Raw genomic sequence first — 26,775 nt, forward strand, 5'->3', positions numbered from 1 at the left:
GAATATCTCCAGTCGTTCGTTCATCAACGGCGCGGCCCGTGCCGCGCCGGTCAGCAAGGGTGCCCAAAACGGCTCAGCGCGCGGCCGCCCGCTCGAAATGGCGTTCGACGTAGCGCTGGATCGTGTCGCGCATGTAGCGCGACGACGCTTCCGCGCGGTCCTCCCACGCGAACACGCACGACGACATCACGCCGTCGAAGCCGGCCGCGCCGAGCGCGCCGAAAAACACGTCCCAGTCGATCTCGCCCTGCCCGATGTCGAGATGCTGGTGCACGCGGATCTGGTTCGAGCCCGGCGGGTTCACGATGTAGCGCAACTGACTGCTCTTGCGGTGGTCGAACGTGTCGGCCACGCGCACGTGCGCGAGAATCGGCGCGGCGGCCGCGATCATCGCGGCCATGTCGTCGCCGTAGTAGAACGTGTGCGGCGCGATGTACGACAGCTTCAGCGACGGCGAGCCGATGTTCGTGACGATGTCGATCGCCGGCTGCAACTGCTCGATCCAGTCTTCCGGATGCGGCTCGACCGACAGCACGATGCGTTCGCGCTCGAGGATCGGTAGCAGCGCGTCCATCGAGCGAAACCACGCGGCTTCGCACAGCTCCTTCGGGTTCGCGCCCGGCCGCTCGCCGACCGAACGCTCCGGCGACGCGCCGCGCCCGAACTCGGACACCATCAGCGGGCACTCCATCTCCACTGCGACCTCGATCGCCTTCTGCCAGCAGCGCACGGCCCATTGCCGCTCGTCCTCGAACGGGCTCGCCCAGCGGTACATCGGCTGCAGCGACGCGAGACCGACGCCGCTCGCGCGCATCGCCTGTCGGAACGCGGCCATGCGCTCGCGCGTCGCGCGCGGCATCACCCACCAGTCGAGAAAGTCGCTGCGTGGCGACAGCTCGATCTGGTCGTAGCCGAGCTCGGCGACCGCATGCGGCAGCCGGTCGAGCGGCAGGTGGCGAATCATGTAGGGATCCAGAGCGATCTTCATCTTCTTCCCGGAAGGTTGCGTGGTGTCGGCCGCGTCGGAATCGGTCAGCGGCGCGACTTCTTGTTGCGGTACTGGTCGGCGATCACGGCCGCGACGATGATCGCGCCCTTCACCATCTCCTGGTAATACGCGTCGATCCGGATGAACGTGAAGCCCGACGTCATCACGCCGAGGATCAGCACGCCGATCACGGTGCCCGTCACGCGCCCGAGGCCGCCCGACAGCGACGTGCCGCCGATCACGACGGCCGCGATCGCATCGAGCTCGTACATCACGCCCATGCCGGACTGGCCGGAGATCGCGCGCGCGGCCGTCACGGTACCGGCGATCCCGCTCAGGAGGCCCGCGATCGCATAGACGAAGATCAGGTGGCGCGTCACGTTGATGCCCGATACGACGGCCGCGTGGCGGTTCGCGCCGATCGCATAGGTGTATTTGCCGAAGCGCGTGTAGCGCAGCACGACGTGGAAGATCGCGGCGATCACGAGAAAGACGATCACCGGGTTCGCGCCCGCGCCGATCGCCGCGAACGAGTCGGTCAGCATCGACACCGGCATCCCGTTGGTGAACCACTTCGCGAAGCCGCGCGCGGCGACCATCGTGCCGAGCGTCGCGATGAACGGCGGGATGCCCGTCATCGCGATCAGCGTGCCGTTCAGCAGGCCGACCAGCAGCCCGACGCACACGCCGGCCAGCACCGGCCAGATCACCGGCAGATCGGTGAGATGCGGAAACACCGCGCGCGGGAAGTCGGACACCTGCGCGAGGCTCGCCGACACGACGGCGGCCGCCGCGACCACCGACCCCGACGAGAGATCGATCCCGCTGGTGATGATCACGAGGTTCACGCCGACCGCGATGATGCCGATCACGGCCATCTGCAGCACGATGATTTCGAGCCGCTCGGCATTGAACAGAAAGCTCTGGCCGACGACGATCCAGCCGAGAATCTCGAAGAACAGGCTGATGCCGACCAGCACGAGGAAGATGCTCAGTTCGGGCGGCCACTTCGTATGCCGCGACTTGAGTGTCATGGTCTGCGCATCCGCGACCGGGTTCAGGTTGCCCATTTCAGTTGTCTCCAATCTTGTTTCGGCTCAGCGCGACGCGAGATCCATGATGCGAACCTGGTCGGCGTCCTTGCGATCGACGATGCCGGTCATGCGCCCTTCGTGCATCACCATCACGCGATCGCTCATCCCCAGCACTTCCGGCATTTCCGACGAGATCATCAGCACCGCGACGCCCTTGCCGGCCAGCGCGCTGACGAGCCGGTGAATCTCGGCCTTCGCGCCGACGTCGATGCCGCGCGTCGGTTCGTCGAGGATCAGGATGCGCGGCTGCGTGAGCAGCCAGCGGCCGATCAGCACCTTCTGCTGGTTACCGCCCGACAGGTTCTGGATTTCCTCGTGCAGCCCGGGCGACTTCACGCGCAGCATCCGGCTCATTTCCTCGCAGTCGCGCTTCAACTGCGCCTGCTGCACGAAATTGAACTTCACGTAGCGGTTGCTGAGCACCGCCGCTTCCATGTTCGCGAGCAGGTCGAGATTCAGGAAGCAGCCGGAGTCCTTGCGATCCTCGGTGAGGAACGCCATCCCGTGCTTCATCGCCTGCGCGGGCGTCGCGATCCGCACCGGCTTGCCGTCGATGCGGATCTCGCCCGACGTGGCCGGCACGACGCCGAACAGCGCCTCCGCGACGTTCGAGCGCCCCGAGCCGACGAGGCCCGCGACGCCGAGGATCTCGCCCGCGCGCAGCTCGAAGCTGACGTCGCGGAACACGCCGTCGACGCAGAGATCCTTCACCGACAGCACGACGTCGCCGATCGGCACCGCTTCCTTCGGAAACATCTGCGTGATCTCGCGCCCGACCATCATGCGGATGATGTCGTCGCGCGTGACGTCGCTCGACGCATGCGTGCCGATGTACTTGCCGTCGCGGAACACCGAGAACTCGTCGGCGATCTCGAACAGCTCGTTCATCTTGTGCGTGATGTAGACGATGCCCTTGCCCTGCTCGCGCAGCTGGCGAATGATCCGGAACAGGTGCGCGACTTCCTTTTCGGTCAGCGCGGAGGTCGGCTCGTCCATGATCAGCACGTCCGAGTCGAACGACACGGCCTTCGCGATCTCGACCATCTGGCGGCTCGCGACCGACAGCGTGCGCACGTCGGTTTCCGGATCGATGTCGATCGACAGCCGCTCGAACAGCGCGGCCGTGCGGCGGCGCAGTTCGGCGTGATCGATCAGGCCGAAGCGGTTCTTCGGTTCGCGGCGGATCCAGATGTTCTCCGCGACCGTCATGTACGGCATCAGGTTGAGCTCCTGATGGATCATCGCGATGCCGCGGTCGAGCGCATCGAGCGGGCCGTTCAGCACGACCGGTTCGCCGTTGATCAGGATTTCGCCCTGGTCGGGCGTGTAGACGCCGGCGATGATCTTCATCAGCGTGGATTTTCCGGCACCGTTCTCGCCCATCAGCGCATGAACGGTGCCGCGGCGCACGCGGAACTGCACGCCGTCGAGCGCGACGACGCCGGGAAAGGACTTGCCGACGCCGCGCACCTCGAGCACGCAGTCGGCCGTGGAAGGAGGCGGCGAGCCGGACGAGCCGGCCGCCCCGGACGAAGCGGCCGGCGCGTCGCCGCCGGCCATCGGGCGCGCGATCCTGGCTGTAAACATGGACGTTCCTCGACAAGTCGCGCGCGAACCCGGCCGTGCCGGGCCCGCGCAGTTCAACGGGACAACCGGTCAGTGCTTCGCGTACTGGTTCATGTTGTCGGGCGTCACGAGCTCGAACGGCACGTTCACATAGCGATCGACCGGCTGCTTCTTCGCGAGCTTCAGCGCGGTGGCGACGGCCTGCGCGCCCTGCCCGGTCGCGTTCTGGTAGACGGACACCTTCAACTCGCCGGCCTTCATCGCCGCGAGGCCGTCCGGCGTCGCGTCGATGCCCGCGACGACCGTTTTCGGCGTCAGCTTGCGCGCGGCCTTCAGCGCGTTGATCGCGCCGATCGCCATTTCGTCGTTGTTCGACACGATCGCGTCGAACTTGGTCCCGGAGCTCAGCCAGTTCATCGTGATGTCCTGGCCCTGCGTGCGGCTCCACTTGCCTTCGCGCTTGTCGACGATCTTCATGCCCGCGCATTCCTTCGTCGCGATCACGTCCTCGATGTCCTTGGTGCGGGCGCGCGCCGATTCGTTGGACAGCTCGCCCATCAGCACGAGGATGTCGCCCTTGCCGCCGAGCAGCTTGCACACCTGGCGCGCCTGCAGCGTGCCCGACTGCTTCTCGTCGGAGGCGACGACCGCGACGCCGGCCGGCAGCTTGTCGAAATCGACCGGCTTGCGGTTCACGTAGACGAGCGGGATCTTCGCCGCGGTCACCATCTTCGTGATCTTCGGCGTCGCGTCGGTATCGACCGCGTTCACGATGATCGCGTCGACCTTCTGCGCGATCATGTTCTGGACCTGGCTCAACTGCTTGCCGACGTCATTGCCGCCGTCCTCGATCTGCACCGTCGCGCCGTCCTTCTTCGCCGAATCGGCGATGCTGTTGCGCAGGATGGTCAGGAACGTGTCGTCGAACGATGCCATCGTCACGCCGATCTTCTCCGCATGCGCAAGCGGCGCAGCCAGGATCGCGGCGGCCGCGACGGCCATCAGCTTGGTCTTCATGATCAATCTGTCTCCTCATCTCCGGGGGGCGGAAGACGGCGCATTGCGCGCCGCCGGGCCGAGTCCGATCGGATCCGATCGGGACTGAAGCATCCGGATGAAACTGTAGATCACTTCCTCCAAAATTTGGAAATTTATTTCTACGTGATTTCACCTAGGGAACTGGATTTCCAAAAAGTCTAGACTGCGTCCGTAGCCCGAATCCCGGCGGCAGGCCGCCTCGCGTCGTGCGGCACATGCCGCGGACAGCCGCCGCCGGATCGGTCCCCTAATCCGCCGGCAGCGCCGAACGCCGGCCGCGAGCGTGACACGTGATATGAGCCTGCTGAACTTTCCGAGTGACCGCCCCATCGATCTCGCCTGCCTCGGCCGCGTGGCCGTGGATCTCTATGCGCAGCAGTACGGCAGCCGCCTCGAAGACGCGCGCAGCTTCCAGATGTATCTCGGCGGCTCGTCGGGCAACGTCGCGTTCGGCGTCGCGCGGCTCGGGCTGAAGACCGCGATGATCTCGCGCGTCGGCGACGAGCAGATGGGCCGTTTCCTGCGCGAGACGCTCGAGCGCGAAGGCTGCGACACGAGCCAGTTGCAGACCGATCGCGAGCGTCTCACAGCGCTGGTGCTGCTCGGGCTGAAGGATCGCGATACGTTCCCGCTGCTGTTCGTGCGCGAGAACTGCGCGGACATGGCCGTGCGCGCCGACGAGATCAGCGAGGACTTCATCGCCGGTTGCCGCGCGCTGGCGATCACCGGCACGCATCTGTCGACGCCGGGCACGCGCGAGGCGTCGCTGACCGCGCTCGGTTACGCGCGCCGCCACGGCGCGGTGCGCATCCTCGACATCGACTACCGGCCGGTGCTGTGGGGGCTGACCGCGCGCGGCGCCGGCGAGAACCGTTACGTACCCGACGCGCAGGTGACGCGGCAACTGCAGCAGGTGCTCGACGAATTCGATCTGCTGGTCGGCACCGAGGAGGAATTTCTGATCGCGGGCGGCGTGCCGCACGACCTGATCGCGTCGTTGCAGGCGGTGCGCGCGATCACGAACGCGACGCTGGTCGTCAAGCGCGGCGCGCTCGGCTGCTGCGTGATCGAAGGCGACGTTCCCGCGCGCATCGACGCCGCGCCGACCTTCGTCGGCGAACGCGTCGAGGTGCTCAACGTGCTCGGCGCGGGCGACGCGTTCCTGTCGGGCCTGCTGTCGGGGCTGCTGCGCGGGTGCGACTGGGCCGAATCGACGCGCATCGCGAACGCGTGCGGCGCGATCGTCGTGTCGCGCCACGCGTGCTCGGCCGCGATGCCGACGCCAGCCGAACTCGCGCACTGGTTCGGCGGCAGCCGCAATCCGGCGGTCGATGCCGACCGCACGCTCGCGCACCTGCATCGCGTGACGGTGCCGCGCCGCGAATGGGACGACCTGTGCGTGATGGCGTTCGACCATCGCAGCCAGTTCTACGAGCTCGCGGTGCAGGCCGGCGCGGACGAGGCGCGGATCAGCACGTTGAAGCGGCTGCTCGTGCGCGCGGTCGAACAGGTCGAGCGCGACCGCGGCATCGCCGGCCACGTCGGCGTGCTGATCGACGGCGGCGCGTACGGCCGCGACGCGCTCGCGTCGGCCACCGGGCGCGGCTGGTGGGTCGGCCGGCCGGTCGAGCTGCCGGGCTCGCGGCCGCTGCGGTTCGACGAGACGCGTTCGGTCGGCTCGTCGCTCACGCACTGGCCGACCGAACAGGTCGTGAAATGCCTCGTTCACTATCACCCCGACGACCCCGTCGACCTGCGCGTCGAGCAGGAGCAGCGCGTGCTCGAACTGTGGGAAGCCACGCGCGCGAGCGGCAACGAGCTGCTGCTGGAAATGATTCCGCCGCGCGCGGTCACGCCGGCCGGCACCGAGGACGACGCGGTGCTGCGCACGGTCGCGCGCTTCTACAACCTCGGCGTGAAGCCCGAATGGTGGAAGCTCACGCCGCTGAGCGCCGACGGCTGGGCACGGCTTGCCGCGCTGATCGCCGAGCGCGACCCGCACTGCCGCGGCGCGGTGATCCTCGGGCTGAACCAGCCGCTGCAATACCTCGTCGACAGCTTCCGCTCGGCGACCGACCCGATCGTCAAGGGCTTCATGGTCGGGCGCACGCTGTGGGCCGATGCATCGCTGAACTGGCTCGCGGGCCGGATCGACGATCAGGCGCTGATCGACGAAGTGGCCGGCAACTTCGCGCAACTGGTCGACGCGTGGCTGGGCCGCCGGGCCGCCGCGCGCGCCGCCGCAGCCTGATGCCCGTGTTCGCGACGACCACCCGACTTCTCTCTATCGACCGACGATGACCACCACCGTAAGACTGACCGTCAGCCAGGCGCTCGTGCGCTACCTGGCCGCCCTGCGCGCCGAAGTCGTCCAGCCCGACGGCCGCACCGAGATCCTGCCGTACTGCGGCGGCGTGTTCGCGATCTTCGGCCACGGCAATGTAGCCGGGCTCGGCGAAGCGCTGCATGCCGAGAAGGAGCGGCTGCCGACGTTTCGCGCGCACAACGAGCAAGGGATGGCCAACGCGGCCGTCGCGTTCGCGAAAGCGAATTTCCGCCAGCGGATGATGGCCGCGACGTCGAGCATCGGCCCCGGCGCGACCAACATGCTCACGTCCGCCGCGCTCGCGCACGTCGGCCGCTTGCCGCTGCTGCTGCTGCCCGGCGACGTGTTCGTGTCGCGGCTGCCCGACCCGGTACTGCAGCAGGTCGAGGATTTCGAACAGGGCGACGTCAGCGCGAACGACTGCTTCCGGCCGGTGACGCGCTACTTCGACCGCATCACGTCGCCCGAGCAACTGCTCGTCGCGCTGCCGCGCGCGATCCAGGTGATGACCGATCCCGCGCAGTGCGGCCCCGTGTGCCTCGCGCTGCCGCAGGACGTACAGACCTTCGCGTACGACTGGCCCGAGGATTTCTTCGCGCCGCCGGTGATCCGGATGCGCCGGCCGCCGGCCGACCCGCTCGAACTCGTCGACGCGCTCGACGTGCTGAAGGCCGCGAAGAAGCCGCTGATCGTCGCCGGCGGCGGCGTGCTGTACAGCCAGGCGTGGGACGCGCTGCGCACGTTCGCCGACACGCATGGCGTGCCGGTGGCCGAATCGCAGGCCGGCAAGGGCAGCCTCGCGTGGGACCACCCGCTGAACCTCGGATCGATCGGCGTGACGGGCTCCCCCGCCGCGAATCGCGCGGCCGCGCAGGCCGACGTCGTGTTCGCGGTCGGCACGCGGCTGCAGGATTTCACGACCGGCTCGCACGCGCTCTACGGCGACGCAACGTTGTTGAGCCTGAACGTGCAGCCGTTCGACGCGGGCAAGAAGCGCGGCCGGCAACTGGTTGCCGATGCGCGTACGGGCCTCGGCCAGCTGTCGGCCGCGCTGGCCGGCTGGCGCGCCGACGCGGCGTGGACGGCCGCGAACCGCGACCAGGCCGCCGCGTGGAACGCGCGCGTGACGGCGCTGACCACCCGGATGCCGACCGACACGCTGCCGTACGACGCGGAAGTGATCGGTGCGGTGCGCGACTCCGCGGCCGACGCGGGGCGCGACAGCGCGCGCGACGACCTCGTCGTCTGCGCGGCCGGCACGCTGCCGGCCGAACTGCACAAGCTGTGGCGCAGCGGCGTGCCGGGCAACTACCACATGGACTATGCGTATTCGTGCATGGGCTACGAGGTCGCGGGCGGTCTCGGCGCGAAGCTCGCGCGGCCCGAGCGCGAAGTGATCGTGATCGTCGGCGACGGCTCGTACATGATGCTCAACGCGGAGCTCGCGACCTCCGTGATGCTCGGCCGCAAGATCATCGTCGTGATCCTCGACAACCGCGGCTACGGCTGCATCGAGCGGTTGCAGCTCAACTGCGGCGGTGCGAGCTTCAACAACATGCTCGACGACTGCGTGCCCGAAGGCGGCGAACGCTCGACGATCGACTTCGCGATGCATGCGCGCGCGATGGGTGCGGAAGCCGTGCACGTGCGCGACGTCGGCGAGCTGCGCCGCGAAATGAAACGCGCACGGGCGGCGACGAAGAGCCAGGTGCTCGTGATCGACACCACGCACCGTCGCACCACCGACGACGGCGGCGCGTGGTGGGAAGTCGCGGTGCCGCAGGTCTCCGCACGCGCCGATGTCGAACGCGCGCACCAAACGTATCTCGACGCGAAAACCCGGCAGCGGCGCTGATCGCGCACGCCGCTCCACGAACACGCTTCGCCCCCATCATCCGAATCGAATCGAATCGAGGAAGCAAGACATGAGCTGGAACGTCCGCATCGGCATCAACCCCCTGTCGTGGATGAACGACGACCTGCCGTCGCTCGGCGGCGAGACGCCGCTCGAGACGGCGCTGAAGGAAGGCGCCGAAATTGGCTATGCGGGCTTCGAGCTCGGCAACAAGTTTCCGAAGACGGGCCCCGAACTGAAGGCGAAGCTCGCCGAATTCGGGCTCGTGTGCGTGTCGGGCTGGTATTCGGGCTTCCTCGCGGAAGTCGCGCCGGGCATGACCGACGCCGACGCGGTCGCCGCCGAGATCGAGCGCTGCCGTGCGCACATGACGAAGCTGCAGTACAACGACGTGACGGTCGTCGTGTACGGCGAATGCGCGGGCACGATCCAGGGCAGCATCGACACGCCGGTCGCGAAGCGGCCGCGTTTCGTCGACGACGAAGCGTGGCGGCGCTACGCGGCGCGCCTCGACGCGTTCGGCGCGCATCTGCTCGACACCTACGGGATCCGGCTCGCCTACCATCACCACATGGGCGCGTACGTCGAGTCGCCGGACGACGTCGACCGGCTGATGGCGCTGACCGATCCCGCGAAGGTGTTCCTGCTGTTCGACACCGGCCACGCGTATTTCGGCGGCGCGGCCGACCCGGTGACGCTGCTGAAGAAGCACGTGTCGCGCGTGGCGCACGTGCATTGCAAGGACGTGCGGCCGCAGGTCGTCAACCAGGCGCGCAACGACGGCTGGAGCTTCCTGAACGGCGTGATCAACGGCACCTTCACGGTGCCGGGCGACGGCGCGCTCGACTACGACGCGACGCTGCGCACGCTGAAGGATGCCGGCTACGAGGGCTGGCTCGTCGTCGAGGCCGAGCAGGATCCGGCCGTCGCGCCGAGCTATGCGTATGCGAAGAAGGGCTACGAGTCGCTGCGCGCGATCGTCGACCGGTTGAGCGCGTGAGCTCGCGCGCAAGCGCCCGAGCATTCGCGTCCTACCCTATTGCGGAGACCCACTTCATGACGATTTCTCCCCTGCTGGTCAAGGCATCCGCCGACCGCGAAATCTGCAACGTCACGCCCGAATCGGCCGGCTGGAAGCACGTCGGCTTTCGCGCGCTGCGCCTGAAGGCCGGCGACGCCGAGACGCTCGACACGGGCACGCGCGAACTGTGCGTCGTCGTGCTGACGGGCACGGTGCGCGCGGACGTCGACGGCGAAACCTACGACGCGCTCGGCAAGCGCGACAGCGTGTTCGAAGACGTATCGCCGGACGCGCTGTACGTGCCGGGCGGCAAGCGCGTCACGCTGGTCGCGACGCGCGATGCGGAAGTCGCGCTGTGCACCGCGCCGTACGCGAGCGGCGACAAGCCCGTGCGGCGCCTCGACGGCGAACGGATGCGCCGCTCGGTACGCGGGCAAGGCACCAACACGCGCTACGTATGCGACATCCTGATGGGCGACAACCCGGCCGCCGAGCGCCTCCTCGTCGTCGAAGTCGTCACGCCGGCCAGCCATTCGAGCAGCTATCCGCCGCACAAGCACGACCGCGACGCGGCGCCCGACGAAACCTCGCTCGAGGAAACCTATTACCACCGGATCGATCCGCCGCAGGGTTTCGCGTTCCAGCGCGTGTACACCGACGACCGCAGCCTCGACGAGGCGTGCGCGGTGGAGAACCACGACGTCGTGATGGTGCCGCGCGGCTACCACCCGGTCGTGGCTCCTCACGGCTACAACCTGTACTACCTGAACGTGATGGCCGGACCGAGCCGCGCGTGGGCGTTCAAGAACGACCCCGCGCACGAGTGGATGCTCGATGCGGCGCCGAAACGCTGACGTGCCGACGCGCCGAAGCACTGAACGGAACACGGGCCCGCGCGGCCCGTGACGATGCGACGCCCGGCACGCGTATCGAGCCGGCCACGCCACGGAGCCGCCATGGTGACGTCCCCCTTTCGCCTCGAACCCCACGCCTTCGACGACGATACGTCGACCCCGGCGCTGCCGCACTTCGATGCGGCCGTCGCGCGCCGCATGGGAGAAATCGCGGTCAACCTCGCGTCGCGACGCGGGCTGCCGATTGCGGTCGGCATCGTCGGCGAGCAGGCGCTGCTGTTCTACTGTGCGCTCGACGGCAGCGGCGCACACGACGGCGATGCGATCCGCCGTCGGCAGAACACGGTCCTGCGTTTCGACGAGAGTTCGCTCGTGGTCGGCGCGCACTTTCGACGTGCCGGCTGGTCGCTGCGGTCGCAGGGCCTGTCGGACGACGACTACGCGCTCGACGGCGGCGGCGTGCCGTTGCGGATCGCCGGCGCCGGCATCGTCGGCGCGATGGCGATCGCGGGCCTCGGCTCCGAACGCGATCACGCGCTCGTCGTCGAATGCCTGCGATGGCACGTCGGCGCGAATGCGCTCGCGATGAGCGCGTAGCGGCGCGAACGGCGCTCCTGGCCCGTTCGCGCGATACCGCCGACGATCAGTTCAACCCGCCGCTCACGACGAGGTGCTCGCCGGTCATCCAGCGTGCATCGTCCGAGGCGAGGAACACGGCGACCGACGCGATGTCGTTCGGCTCGCCGAGGCGGCCGAGCGGCGTCTGGCCGCGCACCTGCGCTTCGAGATCGGAACCGATGATGCCCGCGCTGTGCGTGCCTTCGGTCACGATCATCCCCGGGTTGATCGCGTTCACGCGGATCTTGCGCGGGCCGAGTTCGAGCGCGAGCACGCCGGTGATCGCATCGACCGCACCCTTCGTGCCGCTGTACACGGCGCTGGCGGGCGGCGTGATGCTGGTCACGACCGAGCTGATGTTGATGATGCTCGCGCCTTCGCCGAGATGCTTGACCGCCGCCTGCGTGGTCAGCAGCACGCCGAACACGTTCGTGTCGAACTGCCGGCGGTAGTGTTCCTCGGTGATCGCTTCGATCGGCGCGAATTCGTACACGCCGGAGTTGTTGACGAGCACGTCGAGACGACCATACGTCTCGATCGCGGTATCGACGATGCGTTGCGCGTCGGCTGCCTTCGACACGTCGCCGCCGACCGCGACCGCGCGGCCGCCCGCTTCCGTGATCGCGCTCACGACCGCATCCGCGCCTGCCTTGCTGCTCGCGTAGTTGACGACGACCGCTGCACCTTCGTCGGCCAGTGCCTTCGCGATTGCCGCGCCGATGCCCTTCGATGCGCCCGTGACGATCGCTACCTTGCCTGTCAGCTTGCTCATGATTTCATTCCTCAGTCCGAAGACGTTCGATGGATGGCGCCGGTTGCCGCGACGATGCGTCGATGCGTCGATGCGTTGCGACGGCGACCGGCCTGACTGGCAATGTACGGTGCGGCGCCGCGACGATAAAGCGGCTCGACGCGAATTGACTGGCGGAGTTTGCCGAACAATCGACTGGATGCCGTCAGCCGGCGCTCAGCCACGCGCGTGCGACCTCGCCGCCCAGCCCGTCGAGCCCGCCGTCGTAGACGATCCGTCCGCGCCCCATTACCGCCGCTCGCCGCGCGAGCCGCGGCGCAAGCTGCAGCCGCTGCTCGATCAGCACGATCGACACGCCGTCGGCCTGCAGCGCGGCGAGGCACGCGCCGACTTCGTCGACCGCGAGCGGCGCGAGCCCTTCGGCCGGCTCGTCGACGATCAGCACGCGCGGCCGGCCGGCGAGTGCGCGCACCAGCGCGAGCACCTGCTGCTCGCCGCCCGACAGCCGCCCGGCTTTCACGTCCGCGCGCGCGGCCAGCAGCGGAAAGCGCTCGAACAGGCGGTCGAGCGCCGCGCGTTCGATGGCGCCGCTCGCGCCGCGCAAACCGAGCCGCAGGTTGTCGCGCACGGTCAGCAGCGGAAACACGTCGCGGCTTTCGGCTACGTAAGCGACGCCGCGCCGCGCGATCTCGAACGTGCGCGCACCCGCGCATTCGGCGCCGGCGATGCGCACCGAGCCGGCCGTGCGCACGAGCCCCATCACGGCCTTCGCGAGCGTCGAGCGCCCCGAGCCGTTGCGGCCGAGCAGCGCGAGCGTCTCGCCCGGCGCGAGCGCGAGATCGACGCCGTCGAGCACGGGCTGCACCCCGTACCACGCACGCAGCCCGCGAATATCGAGCACGGCGCTCATGCCGCGCCCTCGCCCAGATAGGCGGCCCGCACGCGCGGATCGGCGCGGATCGCGTCGGGCGCGCCGGTCGCGACCACCGTGCCGCGCACCAGCACGGTGATGCGTTCGGCGAAACCGAACACGGCGTCCATGTCGTGCTCGATCATCAGCACGGTGCGGCCCTGCGTCGTCGCGCGGATCAGCGCGATCATCCGCGCCGCCTGCGCGCGGCTCATGCCGGCCGTGGGCTCGTCGAGCAGCAGCGTACGCGCGCCGCTCGCGAGCGCGATCCCGAGATCGAGCGCGCGCTGCTCCGCATAGCTCAGCTCGGCGGCCGGCGTGTCGCGCCGCGCATCGAGGCCGATGTCGTGCAGCACGCGCGCCGCCGCGCGATCGATCGACGCCGATTCGCGCAGCCGGTTCCACCAGCGTCGCCGTTCGGCCGGCGCGTGCAGCGCCGCGCAGCGCAGGTTGTCGAACACCGTCAGGCGCGCGAACGTGCTCGTCTGCTGGAAACTGCGGCCGATGCCGAGGCGGCTCGCGACGACCGGCCCGCGCCCGCGCAGCTCGACGCCGTGCAGCACGACGCGCCCGCGCGTGGGCCGCGTCGCCCCGGCGATCACGCCGAACAGCGTCGATTTGCCCGCGCCGTTCGGCCCGATCAGCGCGTGGCGCTCGCCCGCCGCGATGCTCAGGTCGAGCCCGTCGAGCACGGTCTGCGCGCCGAAGCGCTGCACGACGCCGTGAAGCGCGATCGCGTTGCCGTTCATCGCGCGTCCTCCTGCATGGCCACCGCCGCGTCATGCGCGAGCCGCGCGCGCCAGCGCCACAGCAGCGTGCCGATGCCGGCCGCCGAGCACGCGACGGCCCAGCCGGCCGGCGTATCGGCGTCGATGTTCCACGCGCCGAACGCGAAGCCCGTGCCGTCGTCCTGCGCGAAGCGCCATGCATAGCCGAGCTCGGCCGCGCAGACGATCGCGACGCCCCAGAACGCGCACGCACCGACGGCGCACAGCACGCGCCACCGCTCGACGGCCGGCGCGCCGCGCCGCAGCGCAGGCGCGAGCGAGCGCGCAATGCCCGCGATCCCGCCGGGCGCGGCGACGACGATCGCGACGAACAGCACGCCGAGATACAGCGCCCACGCGCGCGACACGCCCGCGACGACGATACTCAGCGCGGTCAGCACGGCCGCGCCGGCCGCCGGCCCGAAGAAGGCGCCGGTGCCGCCGATCACCGCGGCGATCAGCACGGTCGCCGAGCGCGCCATCGACACGCTGTCGGGCGTCGCGATCTCGACGTCGATCAGCGTCAGCGTGCCGGCGATGCCGGCGAAGAACGATGCGCAGGTGACCATCGCGAGCCGCACGCGGCGCGGATCGGTGCCGAGCGCGGCGACGCGCGCCGGGTTGTCGCGCACCGCGTTCGCGAGGCGCGCGAGCGGCGTGCGCGTCAGCGCATGCATCGCCCACGCCGACACGATGCACCACGCGGCGATCAACGCATACGCGTGCGTCGGCGCGCCGAAATGCGCGTTGCCCCACGGCGCACCGCTCGCGCGATCGATCGGCACGCCGCCGAGGCCGCCGAACCACGCGGGCACGCTCCACGCGGCGGCCGCGACGCATTCGCCGAGGCCGAGCGTGATCATCGCGAACGCGGTGCCGGAACGGCGCGTCGCCAGCAGCCCGGCGACGAACCCGAAGCCCGCGCCGGCCACGCCGCCGACGAGCGGCAACAGCGGCAGCGGGCCGCCGATATGGTTGAACCAGTGGGCGGCCGCGAACGCGCCGAGGCCCGCGAATGCCGCATGCCCGAACGACAGCAGCCCGGTCGTGCCGAGCTGCAGGTTGTACGACAGCGCGAGCACGACGAGCGCGGCCGTCTGCGCGAGATAGCCGAGCACCGCGCCATGCGGCCACAGCCATGCGGGCAGCGCGACGCACGCGGCGAACAGCGCCCAGCGCACGCATCCGGCCAGTGCGCGGCTACGCATCGGCACGCTCGCCGAACAGCCCGCGCGGCCGCGCGACCAGGACCGCGACGAGCAGCAGGTACGGCACCAGCGGCGCCAGTTGCGCGATCGACACGGTGGCCACGCTGTCGGGCAGCGCGATGCCCGTCCATGCCGCGAGGTCGCGCAGCGACGTGTCGCTCGCCGCCGCGAAGGTCTGCGCGAAGCCGACCGCGAGCGACGCGACGAACGCGCCGCCGAGCGAGCCGAGCCCGCCGATCACGACCACCGCGAACACGACCGATCCGACGGTTTCAGCCAGCGCGGGCTCGATCACCGCGAGCGGCGCGCCGATCACGCCGGCCAGCGCCGCGAGCGCGGTGCCCGCGCCGAACAGCGCCGTCATCACACGCGGCACGTCGTAGCCGAGCGCCTCGACCGCCGCGCGATGCGTGAGCGCCGCGCGCACGACGAGCCCGAGGCGCGACGCGCGCAGCAGCCCGCCGAGCACGACCAGCATCGTTGCGGACATCGCCATCATGAACAGCCGGTAACGCGGCAACGCGAGACCGAACACGGTCACGGGCGCGCCGTCGAACAGCGGCGGCACGGGCGCCGGCAGCGGCGCGAGACCCCATGCGAGTTTCGTGCCCTCGCCGATCAGGTACGCGAGACCGAAGGTCAACAGCAGTTCGCTCGTATGGCCGCGCGCCTGCACGCGGCGCAGCAGCGCGCGTTCGCAGCCGGCGCCGAGCAGCCCGACGGCCAGCGGCGCGAACACGAGCGCGGGCCAGAAGCCCGCCGAGGCCGCGATGCCGTAGCCGACATACGCGCCGAGCATGTAGAAGCTCGCATGGGCGAAGTTGAGCACGCCCTGCACGCTGAAGATCAGCGTGAGGCCGGCCGACAGCATGAACAGCAGCAAGCCGTAGCTGAGGCCGTTGAACGCCTGGAGCGCGAACGCGTGCACCGCGTATCGTCAGGCGGCGAGCGGTTCGAGCGCGGCGCGCAGCGCATCGGGCAGCGGCACCGGGCGGCGCGTGCCGCGATCGACGTACACGTGCACGAAATGCCCCTGTGCGGCGGGCGCCGCATCGCCTCGGGCGAACAACCCGACCTCATAGCGCACGCTCGACGTGCCGAGCTTCACGACGCGCAGGCCCGCGTCGACCGATTGCGGGAACACGAGCGGCGCGAAGTAGTTGCATTGCGTCTCGACGACGAGCCCGATCGTCTGCCCATGCTCGACGTCGAGCACGCCCGCGCGGATCAGGTACTCGTTCACGACGGTGTCGAAGTAGCTGTAGTAGACGACGTTGTTCACGTGCCCGTAGACGTCGTTGTCCATCCAGCGGGTCGTGATCGGCAGGAAGTGGCGATAGGCGTCGCGCGGACGCGGCTGCGGCTTGTCGGACATGGCGATGGCGGTCAGGACGATGGGAGCGAAGGGAACGACGGGGACGGCGCGTGACGGCCGCACGACGCGGCGCGCCGGCCGGCGACGAAGCGCCGCGACGCGCGCGCCACGGCGGACGGCATGCTGCGGGCAGGCCGGCGCGTCACTGCCCCGGCCGGTCGACGAATTCGAAATCGAGGCCGCGCGCGCGCATCCAGTCGGCGAGCGCGACGCCCGTGCCGGCGCGCCACGGGCGCAGCAGCGGCGGATCGACGAGCTTGTATTCGAGCAGTTCCGGCGACAGCGACACCGTGCCCGACGCCCGCACGTGGTACGCGATGATCAGCTCGTTCTTGCGCATGAATTCGTACACGCCGACGAGCGATACGTGCTCGGCCTTCAGCGCGGTTTCCTCGAATACCTCGCGCGCGATGCCGTCCTCGGGCGTCTCGCCGTTTTCGAGAAAGCCGGTGATCAGCGCGAACATCCCTTCGGGCCACGCCGCGTTGCGCGCGAGCAGGACCTTGCCGTCGAGTTCGACGATCGCGGCGACGACGGGCAGCGGGTTGTTCCAGTGCACGTAGCCGCAGGACTCGTCGGGGCAGGCCTGGCGGATGCGGCCGCCCTCATGGTCGGGATCGGCCCGCTCGGTCAGCGGGCTCGCGCAGCGCGGGCAAAAGCGGTAGTCGGCGGTGGTCATCGATGGCAATCTGGCGAGCGCCGGACGGCCGTGTGCCGGCTGCCCGCGCACCCGCTCGGCGCGGGAAAGGCTTCATTCTAGCGAGTTTGCCCGCGCCCGAGACGATCCGGCCCCACCGGCGTCAGGGCGACCGGCGCCCGCGTGCGGCGGTCGCCGCGAAGCCGGCGGCGCCGATCAGCAGCGCGGCCGCCGCGACCCACAGCGCGGGCGTAAACGACCCGAAGCGCGCGGCGAGCGGCGCCGCGACGAGCGGCCCGAGTATCTGCCCGACGCCGTACGATGCGGTCGCATAGCCCATCAGCCCGGCCGCACGCTCGCCGTGCAGGCGCCGCGCCTCGCGCATCGCGAACAGCGTGATCGCGGTGAACGGCAGGCCGAGCAGCGCGCTGCCGATCGAGAAGCCGGCCGCGTTCGGCCACACGATTCCGGCCGCGATGCCGAGCGCCTGCGTCGCGCAGCCGGCCGCGAGCAGCAGCCGGTTGTCCCAGTGCCCGGGCAGCCGCGCGGCGGCGATCGCGCCGACGATCAGCGCCGCGCCGAACATCGGCCAGAACAGGTCGGGCCACGGCGAACCGGCCGGCAGCGCGGCGCGCGCGATCACCGGCAGGAACGTCGCGGTGACGATGTAGCCGAAGCCCGGCGCGCCGTACAGCACGACGAGCCACGCGGCGTCCGCGCGACGGCTGCGCGTGGCCGCCCGTGCCGCCAGGGCGGCGGGCGCCCCGGCGGCCGGCGGCGCTGCCTGCGCGTGCGCCGAGGCCGAGGCCGAGGCCGAAGCCGAAGCCGAAGCCGGAACCGGAACCGGAACCGGAACCGGAACCGAAGCCGGCGCCGCACCGAACGTGCGCCAGATCGCGACCGACAGGACGGCCGACAACGCCGCGAAACCGAGCCAGCCCACCGCCGCACGCTGGCCGGCCAGCGCACTGCCGATCAGCCCCGTCACGACGATGCCGACGCCCGGCCCCGCGTAGATCACCCCGCTCCATTCGGGCGCGCTCAGTTCGGCCAGGCGCCGCAACCCCCATTGCGACATGAACACGAACGTCCATGCGCTGACGACGCCCGCGACGAAACGCACGACGAGCCACGCCGGCAGCCAGTGACCGGCCCCCATCGCGGCGGTCAGGAGCACGGTCGCGACGAGCCCGACACGCACCATCCGCGCGGGCGCGACGCGCAGCGCCGCGCAACTGAGCGCCCCGACGAAGTAGCCCGCGTAGTTCGCCGACGCGAGCCAGCTGCCTGCTTTCAGGCCGATCGAGCCGTCCGCGAGCATCAACGGCAACAGCGGCGTGAACGCGAAACGACCGACGCCGAGCACGACGGTCAGGCCGATCATGCAGGCGAGCGCGGCCGCGCGGGCGCGGCGGTCGGCGCGGTCGGACGAAAGCACGCGAGCGGCGGCGGTCGGGGCATCGAAGCGGGACATGGCGACATGGGCCGACGCGTCGCGCGCCGGCCGGATCGGGAATCGGAACGTCTCCATCCTAGCTTGACCAAACGTTCTCTAAAAATGAATAATTGAGAATCAAGTCATCCCATGGAGAGAATCATGGACCTGGCGGCGCTGGCGATCTTCCGGGCGGTGGTGCGCGAGAACGGCGTGACGCGCGCGGCGGCCAAGCTCAATCGCGTGCAGTCGAACGTCACGACGCGCATCAAGCAGCTGGAGGAGGAACTCGGCGCGGCGCTGTTCGTGCGCGACGGCCGCCGGCTCGTGCTGACGCCGGCCGGGCATACGCTGCTGCCGTATGCGGAGCGCCTGCTCGCGCTCGCCGACGAGGCGCGCGATGCGGTGCGCGAGGACACGCCGCGCGGCCGGCTGCGGCTCGGCACGATGGAAAGCACGGCCGCGAGCCGGCTGCCGACCCTCCTCGCGCGCTACCACCATGCATGGCCCGACGTATCGCTCGAACTGCTGACGGGCACGACGGGCTGCCTGATCGACCGCGTGCGCGACTTCGAAATCGACGCCGCGCTGTTCGCGCGCCCGCCCGAGCCGGACACGCTGCCCGACACGTTCGAGACGGTGCCGATCTTCCGCGAGGATCTCGTGCTGCTCACCCCGCGCGGCCATCCGCCGGTGCGCACGCCGCGCGACGTGCTCCTGCCGACGCTGGTCGCGTTCGAGCGCGGCTGCGCGTATCGCAAGTACGTCGAGCAATGGTACGCGGCGCACGGCGCGAAGCCGGCGCGCGTGCTCGAGCTCGGCTCGTATCACGCGATCGTCGCGTGCGTCGCGGCCGGCGCGGGCATCGCGGTCGCGCCACGTTCGGTGCTGAATCTGCAGCCCGAGCCCGGTAACATCGCCGCGCACACGATTCCCGAACTGGAAGGCATCGACACGCTGCTCGCGTGGCGGCAGGGTTATGCGTCGGCGGCGCTCGCCGCGTTGCGCGATGCGCTCACCGACGCCGCGCGACAGCCCGGCGACGCGGCGAAGCCGACCGCGACCGTGCCGGCCTGACCGGGCTCGCGCGTCGCCGCATCGAGCGACGCGCCGATACGGCACAAACGAAACGACCCGACCGGCACCGCTGCCGATCGGGTCGTTTTTCGCTTCACGCGATGCCGTCGGTACGACGACGTCGCGTCGGTCGTACAACGATCAGAGCCGTTCTTCGACCCAGCCCTTCACGCCGGCCAGCGCGCCCGGCAGGTTCGCCGGCTCGGTGCCGCCTGCCTGCGCCATGTCCGGACGGCCGCCGCCCTTGCCGCCGACCTGCTGCGCGACGAAGTTCACGAGCTCGCCGGCCTTGACCTTCTTGCTCGCATCCGGCGTGACGCCCGCGATCAGGCTGACCTTGCCGCCTTCGACGGCCGCCAGCACGATCGCCGCGTTCTTCAGCTTGTCCTTCAGCTTGTCGACCGTTTCGCGCAGCGTCTTCGCGTCCGCGCCGTCGAGTGTCGCGGCCAGCACGTACACGCCGCCGACTTCGACGGCCTGCTGCGCGAGCTCGTCGCCCTGGCTCGACGCGAGCTTCGACTTCAGCGCGCCCAGTTCCTTCTCGAGCGACTTCACCTGGTCCTGCACCTGCGCGATGCGCTGCGTGAGTTCCGACGGCTGCGCCTTCAGCGCGGCCGCCGCTTCGTTCACGCGCGCGTCGAGGTCCTGCACGTAGCGCACCGCGTTGTCGCCGGTGATCGCCTCGACGCGGCGGATGCCGGCCGCGACGCCGCCTTCCATCACGATCTTGAACAGGCCGATGTCGCCGGTGCGGTGCACGTGCGTGCCGCCGCACAGTTCGCGCGAGAAGCCGAGGTCGAGCACGCGCACTTCGTCGCCGTACTTCTCGCCGAACAGCGCCATCGCGCCGCCCTTCACCGCTTCGTCGTACGGCATCACGCGCACGATGCCCGGCGCGTTCGCGAGGATTTCGGCGTTGACGATCTGCTCGACGCGACGGATCTCGTCGTCGGTCATCGGCGCGTTGTGCGCGAAGTCGAAACGGGTCTTGTCCGCGTCGACGAGCGAACCCTTCTGCTGCACGTGCGCGCCGAGCACTTCGCGCAGCGCCTTGTGCATCAGGTGCGTGGCCGAGTGGTTGCGCTGCGTGCGCGCGCGGCGCTGCGCGTCGATTTCCGCGCGCAGCACGTCGCCGACCTTGAGCGTGCCCTGCTCCAGCGTGCCGTGGTGACCGATCACGTCGGCCTGCACCTTCAGCGTGTCGGCCACCGCGAAGCGCGTCGATGCATTCGCGAGCACGCCCTGGTCGCCGACCTGGCCGCCCGATTCCGCGTAGAACGGCGTGTGATCGAGCACGACTACCGCATCCTGGCCGGCCTTCACTTCGTTGACGGCCGAACCGTCGACGTACAGCGCGACGACCTTCGCGTCGTCGAACGCGATTTCCTCGTAACCGTGGAACGTGGTCTTCGCGCCCGTGTATTCGAGGCCCTGCGTCGCCTTGAACTTGCCGGCCGCGCGCGCCTGCTCGCGCTGACGCGCCATCGCGTCGTCGAATGCCGGCTCGTCGACCGTCATCCCGCGCTCGCGGCACACGTCGGCCGTCAGATCCAGCGGGAAGCCGTACGTGTCGTGCAGCTTGAACGCGAGCTCGCCGTCGAGCACCTTGCCGCCCTTCGCGTCGACGTCGGCGAGCGCGGCCTCGAGGATCGACATGCCGTGCTCGATCGTTTCGAAGAAGCGCTCCTCTTCCTGGCGCAGCACGTCGGTCACGCGCTGTTCGGCTTCCTTCAGCTCCGGATAGGCCGTGCCCATCTCGGCGACGAGGTCGGCCACCAGCTTGTGGAAGAACGCGCCCTTGCGGCCCAGCTTGTAGCCGTGGCGGATCGCGCGGCGCACGATCCGGCGCAGCACGTAGCCGCGGCCTTCGTTGCCGGGGATCACGCCGTCGACGATCAGGAACGAGCACGCGCGGATGTGATCGGCGATCACCTTCAGCGAGTTGTTCGTGAGGTCGCTGATCTCGGTCACGCGCGCGGCGGCCTTGATCAGGTTCTGGAACAGGTCGATCTCGTAGTTGCTGTGCACGTGCTGCAGCACCGCGGCGAGACGCTCGAGGCCCATGCCGGTGTCGACCGACTGCTTCGGCAGGCGCGTCATGTTGCCCTGCGCGTCGCGGTTGAACTGCATGAACACGAGGTTCCAGATCTCGATGTAGCGGTCGCCGTCCTCTTCGGGCGATCCCGGCGGGCCGCCCCACACGTCCGGGCCGTGGTCGTAGAAGATCTCGGTACACGGGCCGCACGGGCCGGTGTCGCCCATCGTCCAGAAGTTGTCCGACGCGTAGCGCGCGCCCTTGTTGTCGCCGATCCGGATGATCCGCTCGGTCGGCACGCCGACTTCCTTCGCCCAGATGTCGTACGCTTCGTCGTCTTCCTGGTAGACGGTGACCCACAGTTTTTCCTTCGGCAACTGGTAGACCGTGGTCAGCAGCTCCCACGCGAACTTGATCGCGTCGCGCTTGAAGTAGTCGCCGAACGAGAAATTGCCGAGCATCTCGAAGAACGTGTGGTGGCGCGCCGTGTAGCCGACGTTCTCGAGGTCGTTGTGCTTGCCGCCCGCGCGCACACTGCGCTGCGCGGTGGTGGCGCGCGAGTACGGGCGCGGGTCCGTGCCGAGGAAGACGTCCTTGAACTGGACCATGCCCGAGTTCGTGAACATCAGCGTGGGATCGTTACCGGGCACGAGGCTCGACGAGCGGACGATCGTGTGGCCCTTCGATTCGAAGAATTTGAGGAATTTCTCGCGGATTTCGGCAGCTTTCATGGCGTGCGGGGACAGTCTGGCAAAGACGGCTTCAAACGCCGGCGCCCCAGGCGGGGCGCGCGGCGGCATGGATTCGGAAACGATCGATTATACGATACAGACCGCCCGCCCAAGCGGCAGCGGCCCGCTGCGCCGGACGACCGGCCTGGGCCACCGGCGCGGCCGATTCGCCTTAAGATGCTCGGCATGCCAATCGGCCGTGCCCGGCAAGGCAGGCCAGCCATGAAAGGAGACGTTTCGACGATGGGTGCCCTGAGCCATATCCGCGTGCTGGACCTCACCCGCGTGCTCGCGGGCCCGTGGTGCGCGCAGACCCTTGCCGATTTCGGCGCGGACGTGATCAAGGTCGAGCGCCCGGGCGCCGGCGACGACACGCGCCACTGGGGCCCGCCGTACCTGAAGGACGCGGACGGCGCGGATACCGCCGAGGCCGCGTACTACCTCGCGGCGAATCGCAACAAGCGCTCGGTGACGATCGACATCGCGACGCCGGAGGGCCAGCAGATCGTGCGCGAGCTCGCCGCGCAAAGCGACGTCGTGCTCGAGAACTACAAGGTCGGCCAGCTGAAGAAATACGGGCTCGACTACGACGCGCTGCGCGCGGTGAAGCCCGATCTCGTCTATTGCTCGGTCACCGGCTTCGGCCAGACCGGCCCGTATGCGCATCGCGCGGGCTACGATTTCATCGTGCAGGGCATCGGCGGCTTCATGAGCATCACCGGCGAACGCGACGGCGAGCCGGGCGGCGGCCCGCAGAAGGCCGGCGTCGCGATCGCCGATCTCGCGACCGGCCTCTATTCGACGATCGCCGTGCTCGCCGCGCTCGCGCACCGCGACCGCACGGGCGAAGGTCAGTACATCGACATGGCGCTGCTCGACGTGCAGGTCGCGCTGCTCGCGAACATGAACACCAACTTCCTCGCGAGCGGCAAGCCGCCGGTGCGCTGGGGCAACGCGCATCCGAACATCGTGCCGTACCAGACGTTCCAGACGCGCGACGGCTGGATCATCGTCGCGGTCGGCAACGACGGGCAGTTCCGCAAGTTCGTCGAGGCCGGCGGGCGGTCCGAGCTGGCCGACGACGAGCGCTTCGCGACGAATCCGTCGCGCGTGCGCCATCGCGACACGCTGGTGCCGATCCTCGCGGAGATGGTGAAGGCACGCGACAAGGCCGACTGGATCGGCGCGCTCGAAGCGGCCGGCGTGCCGTGCGGGCCGATCAACGACCTCGACGAGGTGTTCGACAACGAGCAGGTGGTCGCGCGCGGGATGCAGGTGTCGCTGCCGCACCCGTGCGGCGCGGAGGTAAAGCTCGTGCGCAACCCGATCCGGATGAGCGCGACGCCGCCCGACGCGCGCACGGCCCCGCCGCTGCTCGGCGCGCAGACGGACGACGTGCTGCGCGACATGCTCGGCTACGACGACGAGCGGATCGCGGCGTTGAAGGCGAAACAGGCGATCTGACGCGGTTCGGGTGACGGCGTCGCGGCGGCGCACCCGATGACGACGATCGGATCAAACGGCCGCGACTCGCGCACGACGAGCAGACGCACTAACGTGCGAGCGCATCGAGCCAGCCGCGCGCTTGCGGCCAGTCGCCGAGCCCGCTGTCGGCGTTGATGTGGCCGCGCGGGCCGAGCTCGTGGAACGTGCTGCCCCACGCGTTCGCGCAGCCGCGCGCGAAGGCGAGCGAACCGTACGGATCGTCGCTGCTTGCGACGACGCAGGTCGGAAACGGCAACCGTTCGTGCGGCACCGGGCCGAAGCCGTGCGCGTCGGCCGGAAACGCCGGCCCGGCGGGATCGGGCAGCGCGACCAGCAGCGCGCCGCGCACTTTCGCGAGCGCGGCCGGCCGCGCGTAGCGGGTCGCCCACCATGCGGCGGTCAGCGTGCCGAGACTGTGGCCGGCGATCAGCACCGGCCCGCGCGCGGCTTCGACCGCCCGGTCGAGCGCGAGACACCAGCCGTTGCGGAATGCCCGCTCCCAGTCGGGCATCGCGACGCGCACGAAACGCGCGTCGGCGCGCTCCCAGCGGCTTTGCCAGTGGAACGGGCCGGAGTTGCCGTAGCCCGGCAGCACCAATACGAGGGGGTCGCTCATGAAAGGATTCGTCGACGAATGAAGTCGTTATGTGGCGTCGACGAAGTGTCGCACACCCGTTCCTCCCTGATGTTGCCTGTCGAAAAACGGAAGGGGTGTGCGGGCGGGCCGTTACGCGTACGGAACGGCATCACGCCCGGCCGGCGAGCGCGCGAGCCGGTCGAGGCCCGCACGCGCCGGCGTGAATCAGCGTACGCCGGCGCCGACCAGGCCGCCTGCCGCCGCCCCGGCGACCGTGCCGACCGGCCCGCCCGTGATCAGGTAGCCGAGCGCGCCGCCTGCGGCCGCGCCGATACCGGCATTGCGCTGCGTATGCGTCATCGCGCATGCGCCGAGTTGCGACAGGGCCGCGACGATCACCGCGGTACGAACGAGAAAAGTGGTCTTCTTCATCATGATTATTGGCGTCCTCCCGCCACGCAAAAATCGCGAATGGCGGCATTGAATCGGTAACGCCATCATAGGAAAAGCCGAATGGCACCGGCAATCCGATTTACGTCGTGTTACAGCCGACACACACTCGATATATTGCGGTACGCATCGCGAACGCGCGTCGCCCGACCGGCAGGCCGCGCGGGACGGACCCCGGTCAGGTAGAATTACAGGATTAAACCGGCGCGACGCGCCGACACAACCCTGACGCCAACCGCATGAGCACCGAACGCAACGACGCCCCCGCGGCTTCCAATTTCATCCGCAACATCATCGACGACGACAACCGCACCGGCAAATGGGGCGGCCGCGTCGAGACGCGCTTCCCGCCCGAGCCGAACGGCTATCTGCACATCGGTCACGCGAAGAGCATCTGCCTGAACTTCAGCGTCGCGCGCGACTACGGCGGCGTGTGCCACCTGCGCTTCGACGACACGAACCCGGAAAAGGAAAGCGTCGAATACGTCGACTCGATCGTCGACGCGGTGCGCTGGCTCGGCTTCGACTGGCGCAAGGACGCGGTCGATCATCAGTATTTCGCGAGCGACTACTACGACAAGCTGTACGAATTCGCCGAGCTGCTGATCCAGCGCGGCAAGGCGTACGTCGACAGCCAGAGCGCCGACGAAATGCGCGCGAACCGCGGCTCGCTGACCGAAGGCGGCAAGCCGTCGCCGTTCCGCGACCGCTCGCCCGAGGAAAACCTCGACCTGTTCCGCCGGATGAAGGCCGGCGAGTTCAAGGAAGGCGAGCACGTGCTGCGCGCGAAGATCGACATGGCTTCGCCGAACATGAACATGCGCGACCCGGTGATCTACCGGATCCGCTACGCGCACCACTACCGCACCGGCGACGCATGGTGCGTGTATCCGATGTACGACTACACGCACTGCATCTCGGATGCGCTCGAAGGCATCACGCATTCGCTGTGCACGCTCGAGTTCGAGGATCACCGCCCGCTGTACGACTGGGTGCTGAACGAACTCGCGGAAGCCGGCGTGTTCACGCGCCCGCTGCCGCAGCAGATCGAATTCTCGCGGCTGAACCTCACGTACGCGATCACCAGCAAGCGCAAGCTGCTGCAGCTCGTCACCGAAGGCCACGTCGACGGCTGGGACGACCCGCGCATGCCGACGATCGTCGGCATTCGCCGCCGCGGTTTCACGCCGGAGAGCATCCGCCTGTTCTGCGAGCGGATCGGCGTGACGAAGATCGATTCGTGGATCGACATGAGCATCTTCGAAGGCGCGCTGCGCGACGACCTGGACGAAAAGGCCGCGCGTACGGTCGCGGTGCTCGATCCGCTGAAGCTCGTGATCGACAACTATCCGGAAGACCTCGAGGAAGCCTGCACGGCGCCCGTGCATCCGCATCATCCGGACCGCGGCGTGCGCACGTTCCCGATCTCGCGCGAGCTGTGGATCGAGCGCGAGGATTTCGTCGAGAATCCGCCGAAGGGCTATTTCCGCCTGTTCCCGGGCAACAAGGTGCGCCTGCGCTACGGCTACGTGATCGAATGCACGGGCTTCGACAAGGACGCCGACGGCAACGTGACGGCCGTGCACTGCAACTACTTCCCGGACAGCAAGTCGGGCACCGAAGGCGCGAACACGTACAAGGTCAAGGGCAACATCCACTGGGTCAGCGCGAAGCACGCGCAGCCGGCCGAAGTGCGGATCTACGATCGCCTGTTCAAGGAACCGCATCCGGACGCGGGCGGCGCGAACTTCCTCGACGCGCTGAACCCCGATTCGAAGAAGATCGTGCAGGCGTACCTCGAGCCGGGCAACGGCGACGTCGCGCCGGAAACGCGCCTGCAGTTCGAGCGCCACGGCTACTTCGTTGCAGACCGTGTCGATTCGAAGCCGGGCAAGCCGGTGTTCAACCGGATCGTCGGGCTGCGCGACAGCTGGGGCAAGCCGGCCTGACGGCCCTGCTCCGCGCGGGCGGCGTGCG

23 protein-coding genes and 1 pseudogene are annotated in these 26,775 nt (G+C 69.3%); 8 read left to right on the forward strand and 16 right to left on the reverse strand.

What is annotated here, in order from left to right; all coding sequences use genetic code 11:
• Nucleotides 1–73: 73 nt before the first annotated feature.
• From WS95_RS23450 to WS95_RS23465, 4 genes are all read right to left on the reverse strand, one after another.
• A complete protein-coding gene (locus tag WS95_RS23450; protein WP_059826428.1) occupies nt 74–988 on the reverse strand; it encodes a sugar phosphate isomerase/epimerase family protein in 915 nt (304 codons plus the stop codon).
• Nucleotides 989–1,032: 44 nt separating this feature from the next.
• Nucleotides 1,033–2,058 carry an ABC transporter permease gene (locus tag WS95_RS23455; RefSeq protein WP_034207066.1) on the reverse strand — a complete coding sequence of 342 codons (1,026 nt, stop codon included), beginning with the start codon at nt 2,056–2,058 and terminating at the stop codon, nt 1,033–1,035.
• Nucleotides 2,059–2,085: 27 nt separating this feature from the next.
• Nucleotides 2,086–3,669, reverse strand: coding sequence for a sugar ABC transporter ATP-binding protein (locus WS95_RS23460; protein WP_059826431.1), 1,584 nt, complete (start codon nt 3,667–3,669; stop codon nt 2,086–2,088).
• A gap of 69 nt (nt 3,670–3,738) precedes the next feature.
• Nucleotides 3,739–4,665, reverse strand: coding sequence for a sugar ABC transporter substrate-binding protein (locus WS95_RS23465; protein ID WP_034207064.1), 927 nt, complete (start codon nt 4,663–4,665; stop codon nt 3,739–3,741).
• Nucleotides 4,666–4,981: 316 nt separating this feature from the next.
• Between WS95_RS23465 and WS95_RS23470 the strand changes: the two genes are divergently transcribed.
• The 5 genes from WS95_RS23470 (at nt 4,982) to WS95_RS23490 (ending at nt 11,339) form a co-directional block, all read left to right on the forward strand.
• Nucleotides 4,982–6,937 (forward strand): bifunctional 5-dehydro-2-deoxygluconokinase/5-dehydro-2-deoxyphosphogluconate aldolase, encoded by a 1,956-nt coding sequence (locus tag WS95_RS23470; protein WP_059826432.1) that lies wholly within the window; start codon nt 4,982–4,984, stop codon nt 6,935–6,937.
• A gap of 46 nt (nt 6,938–6,983) precedes the next feature.
• The gene (gene iolD / locus WS95_RS23475; RefSeq protein ID WP_059826435.1) at nt 6,984–8,867 is read left to right on the forward strand and encodes a 3D-(3,5/4)-trihydroxycyclohexane-1,2-dione acylhydrolase (decyclizing); all 1,884 of its coding nucleotides are present in this window, start codon (nt 6,984–6,986) and stop codon (nt 8,865–8,867) included.
• Between the two features lie 70 nt (nt 8,868–8,937).
• The gene (gene iolE, locus WS95_RS23480) at nt 8,938–9,867 is read left to right on the forward strand and encodes a myo-inosose-2 dehydratase (RefSeq protein WP_059826438.1); all 930 of its coding nucleotides are present in this window, start codon (nt 8,938–8,940) and stop codon (nt 9,865–9,867) included.
• Between the two features lie 56 nt (nt 9,868–9,923).
• A complete protein-coding gene (gene iolB, locus WS95_RS23485; RefSeq protein WP_059505638.1) occupies nt 9,924–10,742 on the forward strand; it encodes a 5-deoxy-glucuronate isomerase in 819 nt (272 codons plus the stop codon).
• A gap of 102 nt (nt 10,743–10,844) precedes the next feature.
• Nucleotides 10,845–11,339, forward strand: coding sequence for a heme-degrading domain-containing protein (locus tag WS95_RS23490; RefSeq protein WP_059826439.1), 495 nt, complete (start codon nt 10,845–10,847; stop codon nt 11,337–11,339).
• A 46-nt stretch (nt 11,340–11,385) separates the two neighbouring features.
• Here WS95_RS23490 and WS95_RS23495 read toward each other — a convergent pair whose 3' ends face one another.
• From WS95_RS23495 to WS95_RS23530, 9 genes and pseudogenes are all read right to left on the reverse strand, one after another.
• Nucleotides 11,386–12,132, reverse strand: coding sequence for an SDR family NAD(P)-dependent oxidoreductase (locus WS95_RS23495; RefSeq protein ID WP_034207058.1), 747 nt, complete (start codon nt 12,130–12,132; stop codon nt 11,386–11,388).
• Between the two features lie 184 nt (nt 12,133–12,316).
• Nucleotides 12,317–13,021: an ABC transporter ATP-binding protein gene (locus WS95_RS23500; RefSeq protein ID WP_059826441.1), complete on the reverse strand. Its 705-nt coding sequence runs from the start codon at nt 13,019–13,021 to the stop codon at nt 12,317–12,319.
• Entirely contained in the window at nt 13,018–13,770 is a 753-nt protein-coding gene (locus WS95_RS23505) for an ABC transporter ATP-binding protein (RefSeq protein ID WP_059826443.1), read from the reverse strand. Before WS95_RS23505 ends, WS95_RS23500 begins: the two co-directional genes overlap by 4 nt.
• Nucleotides 13,767–14,996 carry a branched-chain amino acid ABC transporter permease gene (locus tag WS95_RS23510; protein ID WP_059826444.1) on the reverse strand — a complete coding sequence of 410 codons (1,230 nt, stop codon included), beginning with the start codon at nt 14,994–14,996 and terminating at the stop codon, nt 13,767–13,769. The genes WS95_RS23505 and WS95_RS23510 overlap by 4 nt, the downstream gene beginning before the upstream one ends.
• Complete coding sequence (locus WS95_RS23515) at nt 14,989–15,924, reverse strand: branched-chain amino acid ABC transporter permease (RefSeq protein WP_059826445.1); 936 nt, start codon at nt 15,922–15,924, stop codon at nt 14,989–14,991. The genes WS95_RS23510 and WS95_RS23515 overlap by 8 nt, the downstream gene beginning before the upstream one ends.
• Nucleotides 15,925–15,933: 9 nt before the next feature.
• On the reverse strand, nt 15,934–16,371 hold the full coding sequence (locus WS95_RS23520; protein WP_059826447.1) for an acyl-CoA thioesterase: 438 nt from the start codon (nt 16,369–16,371) through the stop codon (nt 15,934–15,936).
• Nucleotides 16,275–16,493: pseudogene (locus WS95_RS36200) on the reverse strand (hypothetical protein). Before WS95_RS36200 ends, WS95_RS23520 begins: the two are co-directional and overlap by 97 nt.
• Nucleotides 16,494–16,513: 20 nt before the next feature.
• Nucleotides 16,514–17,050, reverse strand: coding sequence for an NUDIX domain-containing protein (locus WS95_RS23525; protein WP_059780231.1), 537 nt, complete (start codon nt 17,048–17,050; stop codon nt 16,514–16,516).
• 121 nt (nt 17,051–17,171) lie between these two features.
• The gene (locus WS95_RS23530; protein ID WP_059826471.1) at nt 17,172–18,482 is read right to left on the reverse strand and encodes a YbfB/YjiJ family MFS transporter; all 1,311 of its coding nucleotides are present in this window, start codon (nt 18,480–18,482) and stop codon (nt 17,172–17,174) included.
• A 123-nt stretch (nt 18,483–18,605) separates the two neighbouring features.
• Between WS95_RS23530 and WS95_RS23535 the strand changes: the two genes are divergently transcribed.
• Nucleotides 18,606–19,520: a LysR family transcriptional regulator gene (locus WS95_RS23535; RefSeq protein ID WP_034207050.1), complete on the forward strand. Its 915-nt coding sequence runs from the start codon at nt 18,606–18,608 to the stop codon at nt 19,518–19,520.
• 141 nt (nt 19,521–19,661) lie between these two features.
• On the opposite strand, the gene alaS is transcribed toward WS95_RS23535, so the two are convergent.
• Nucleotides 19,662–22,286, reverse strand: coding sequence for an alanine--tRNA ligase (alaS, locus tag WS95_RS23540; RefSeq protein WP_059826450.1), 2,625 nt, complete (start codon nt 22,284–22,286; stop codon nt 19,662–19,664).
• A gap of 243 nt (nt 22,287–22,529) precedes the next feature.
• Here alaS and WS95_RS23545 point away from each other — a divergent pair, with 243 nt between their 5' ends.
• A complete protein-coding gene (locus WS95_RS23545) occupies nt 22,530–23,750 on the forward strand; it encodes a CaiB/BaiF CoA transferase family protein (protein ID WP_034207048.1) in 1,221 nt (406 codons plus the stop codon).
• Between the two features lie 88 nt (nt 23,751–23,838).
• On the opposite strand, the gene WS95_RS23550 is transcribed toward WS95_RS23545, so the two are convergent.
• Together WS95_RS23550 and WS95_RS23555 are read right to left on the reverse strand one after the other, a co-directional pair.
• Nucleotides 23,839–24,387 carry an RBBP9/YdeN family alpha/beta hydrolase gene (locus tag WS95_RS23550; RefSeq protein WP_059826456.1) on the reverse strand — a complete coding sequence of 183 codons (549 nt, stop codon included), beginning with the start codon at nt 24,385–24,387 and terminating at the stop codon, nt 23,839–23,841.
• 186 nt (nt 24,388–24,573) lie between these two features.
• Nucleotides 24,574–24,783 carry an ornithine acetyltransferase gene (locus WS95_RS23555; RefSeq protein WP_006497729.1) on the reverse strand — a complete coding sequence of 70 codons (210 nt, stop codon included), beginning with the start codon at nt 24,781–24,783 and terminating at the stop codon, nt 24,574–24,576.
• 254 nt (nt 24,784–25,037) lie between these two features.
• On the opposite strand from WS95_RS23555, the gene WS95_RS23560 reads away from it, so the two are divergent.
• Nucleotides 25,038–26,747, forward strand: coding sequence for a glutamine--tRNA ligase/YqeY domain fusion protein (locus WS95_RS23560; protein WP_034207046.1), 1,710 nt, complete (start codon nt 25,038–25,040; stop codon nt 26,745–26,747).
• The last annotated feature ends 28 nt before the right edge of the window (nt 26,748–26,775 follow it).

Origin of the sequence: Burkholderia sp. MSMB1826, from assembly GCF_001526325.1 — a bacterium.
GTDB lineage: Bacteria > Pseudomonadota > Gammaproteobacteria > Burkholderiales > Burkholderiaceae > Burkholderia.

Coding starts and splice junctions, on each gene's coding strand:
- WS95_RS23505 (WP_059826443.1), bottom strand. CDS start 13,770: ATGAACGGCAACGCGATCGCGCTTCACGGCGTCGTGCAGCGCTTCGGC.
- iolB (WP_059505638.1), top strand. CDS start 9,924: ATGACGATTTCTCCCCTGCTGGTCAAGGCATCCGCCGACCGCGAAATC.
- WS95_RS23530 (WP_059826471.1), bottom strand. CDS start 18,482: ATGTCCCGCTTCGATGCCCCGACCGCCGCCGCTCGCGTGCTTTCGTCC.
- WS95_RS23455 (WP_034207066.1), bottom strand. CDS start 2,058: ATGGGCAACCTGAACCCGGTCGCGGATGCGCAGACCATGACACTCAAG.
- WS95_RS23555 (WP_006497729.1), bottom strand. CDS start 24,783: ATGATGAAGAAGACCACTTTTCTCGTTCGTACCGCGGTGATCGTCGCG.
- WS95_RS23510 (WP_059826444.1), bottom strand. CDS start 14,996: ATGCGTAGCCGCGCACTGGCCGGATGCGTGCGCTGGGCGCTGTTCGCC.
- WS95_RS23460 (WP_059826431.1), bottom strand. CDS start 3,669: ATGTTTACAGCCAGGATCGCGCGCCCGATGGCCGGCGGCGACGCGCCG.
- WS95_RS23550 (WP_059826456.1), bottom strand. CDS start 24,387: ATGAGCGACCCCCTCGTATTGGTGCTGCCGGGCTACGGCAACTCCGGC.
- WS95_RS23545 (WP_034207048.1), top strand. CDS start 22,530: ATGGGTGCCCTGAGCCATATCCGCGTGCTGGACCTCACCCGCGTGCTC.
- alaS (WP_059826450.1), bottom strand. CDS start 22,286: ATGAAAGCTGCCGAAATCCGCGAGAAATTCCTCAAATTCTTCGAATCG.
- WS95_RS23520 (WP_059826447.1), bottom strand. CDS start 16,371: ATGTCCGACAAGCCGCAGCCGCGTCCGCGCGACGCCTATCGCCACTTC.
- WS95_RS23525 (WP_059780231.1), bottom strand. CDS start 17,050: ATGACCACCGCCGACTACCGCTTTTGCCCGCGCTGCGCGAGCCCGCTG.
- iolD (WP_059826435.1), top strand. CDS start 6,984: ATGACCACCACCGTAAGACTGACCGTCAGCCAGGCGCTCGTGCGCTAC.
- WS95_RS23500 (WP_059826441.1), bottom strand. CDS start 13,021: ATGAGCGCCGTGCTCGATATTCGCGGGCTGCGTGCGTGGTACGGGGTG.
- WS95_RS23450 (WP_059826428.1), bottom strand. CDS start 988: ATGAAGATCGCTCTGGATCCCTACATGATTCGCCACCTGCCGCTCGAC.
- WS95_RS23535 (WP_034207050.1), top strand. CDS start 18,606: ATGGACCTGGCGGCGCTGGCGATCTTCCGGGCGGTGGTGCGCGAGAAC.
- iolE (WP_059826438.1), top strand. CDS start 8,938: ATGAGCTGGAACGTCCGCATCGGCATCAACCCCCTGTCGTGGATGAAC.
- WS95_RS23470 (WP_059826432.1), top strand. CDS start 4,982: ATGAGCCTGCTGAACTTTCCGAGTGACCGCCCCATCGATCTCGCCTGC.
- WS95_RS23490 (WP_059826439.1), top strand. CDS start 10,845: ATGGTGACGTCCCCCTTTCGCCTCGAACCCCACGCCTTCGACGACGAT.
- WS95_RS23560 (WP_034207046.1), top strand. CDS start 25,038: ATGAGCACCGAACGCAACGACGCCCCCGCGGCTTCCAATTTCATCCGC.
- WS95_RS23495 (WP_034207058.1), bottom strand. CDS start 12,132: ATGAGCAAGCTGACAGGCAAGGTAGCGATCGTCACGGGCGCATCGAAG.
- WS95_RS23465 (WP_034207064.1), bottom strand. CDS start 4,665: ATGAAGACCAAGCTGATGGCCGTCGCGGCCGCCGCGATCCTGGCTGCG.